Here is a 2,023-nt window from a genome sequence, read left to right on the forward strand (position 1 = left end):
ACCCGCATCCGCGGCCTGCTCGGTCGCGTGTCGATGTACCGCCTCGTCCTCGCGTCGCTGGGGCTCCTGACGGTCATCGCCCTCGCGCTGTCGTTCGCGGGTCTCGTGGGTCCGGACCCGCTCGAGATCGTCGTGAGCGCCACGGTGCTCGCGGCCGCGTGCGCGCTCGCCGACATCGCCGCGCAGAGCGTGCTCCGGATGCCGCGTCGCCTGGAGTCCTCGTTCATCACCGCCGCGATCCTGCTGTTCGTCGTGCGGCCGACACTGGAGCCCCTCGGCTTGGCCGGACTCGTGCTCGCGGGGGTCGTGGCATCCCTGTCGAAGTACCTTCTCGTGTGGCGCGGACGGCACATCTTCAACCCGGCGGCGACCGGCGCGACCGTGCTGACGATCGTGAGCGTGTGGGCGCCCGACCTCGGCGGATCGGCGTGGTGGGTGGGCACGCCGTGGCTGGCGGGGCCTGTCCTGGTCCTCGGGCTGCTGCTGCTCGCTCGCACCGACCGTCTCGCGATCGTCGCGGTGTTCTGGGTCGTCGCCGGGGCGGTGGCCTTCGTCCGCACGACGGTGCAGTTCCAGGCCGCGGGGTTCCCCGTCGACGTGCCGGCGGTACTGCTGCAGGTGGCGTTCTCGTCGCCGTTCCTCTTCCTCGGCGCCTTCATGCTGTCCGAGCCCCTGACGCTGCCGCCGCGCCGTCGTCAGCAGTTCCTCGTGGCGGTGGTGGTCGGTGTGCTCGCCGGCTGGCCGATCGCCCTCGGCGGGATCACCCTCGGTCAGGAGCGGGCGCTGCTGATCGGCAACCTCGTCGCGTTCCTGTTCTGCCTGCGCGCGGCCGTACGGCTGCGCGTGGAGGCGCGACGCGACCTCACCCCGACGGTGCGCGAGCTGACCTTCCGCGCCGCGCGGCCCTTCTCCTTCTCGCCGGGGCAGTACCTCGAGCTCGACGTCCCGCACCGGCGCGCCGATTCCCGCGGCACGCGCCGCGAGTTCTCGATCGCCTCGGCGCCCGAGGATCTGCCGACCGTGCGTATCGCGTTCAAGGACGGCTCGCGGTCGTCGTACAAGCGTGCCCTGGCCGAGGTCCCCGTCGGCGGGACGCTCGCCGTCACCGGCGTCTGGGGCGACTTCGTGCTGCCCGCGCGTCCGACCGCGCCCGTGCTGCTGGTCGCGGCCGGCATCGGGGTGACGCCGTTCGTCTCGCAGCTGCGGCACCTCGCCGCGACCGGTCAGGCTCGCGACGTCGTGCTCGTGTACGTCGTCTCGGAGGCGAGCGAGCTGGCGTTCCGCGACGACATCGCCGCGAGCGGCATCCCCGTGGTCGTGTTCTGCCGCGATGAGCCGCGGGATCTGCCCGCGGGGTGGGTGTGGGCCGGTCCCGACCGGGTGGATGCCGACGCGCTCATTCGCGCGGTTCCCGACATCGCGCGGCGCGCGGCCTACGTGTCCGGACCGCCGCGGCTGATCGCGTCGCTCGCTCCCGCGCTGTCGCGCGCGACGTCGCTCACGACCGACGCCTTCGCGGGTTACTGACGAAGGTTCCCGATCGGGGGCGTCTCTTTCATCGACGGCGATTCGCCCGAATAGCCGCCACGACGATCAGCTCGAGAACCCCCACAGCGCGTAGCCGATCAACACGACGCCCGTCAGTGCACCGAACGCACCCACGACGGCGACGGGGAACGGGCTCCGGAGCCGCCGAGCACGGTCGCCGGAACCTCTCGCGAACCACCGCGCCTCCGCTCTCGCGGCGGCTGCGTACACGGGTCCGCGATACCCCATGATCGCCACTCCGGCGACGAGGACGATGATTCCCGTGATCAGGCCGGGCACGGCGGGTGCGGGCGCTCTCTGCGCGGACACCGACGGCTCGGCCGTCCCCGGTTCCACCGATCCTTCCCGTGCATCGGTGGGGGAGGGTGATGCGGTGGGAACCCCCGGGGAGGGTGATGCGGTGGCGACCTCCGCGCCCTCCTCCACCTGCTCGACACCCTGAGGTGCGGGGGCGACGTCCTGCGACCCCTCGCCG

General features: G+C 72.6%; 2 protein-coding genes. One reads left to right on the forward strand and one right to left on the reverse strand.

The features are described from left to right. Positions 1–1,527 (forward strand): FAD-dependent oxidoreductase (locus tag LQV45_RS28225; protein ID WP_230010244.1); only part of this gene is annotated, 1,527 nt, incomplete at its 5' end. Between the two features lie 66 nt (positions 1,528–1,593). Here the strand turns inward: LQV45_RS28225 and LQV45_RS28230 are convergent. After that, positions 1,594–2,023, reverse strand: a 430-nt coding sequence (locus tag LQV45_RS28230) for a hypothetical protein (protein WP_230010246.1), incomplete at its 5' end; no start/stop codon positions are given.

The sequence above is a fragment of the Microbacterium sp. Bi128 genome, from assembly GCF_918698205.1.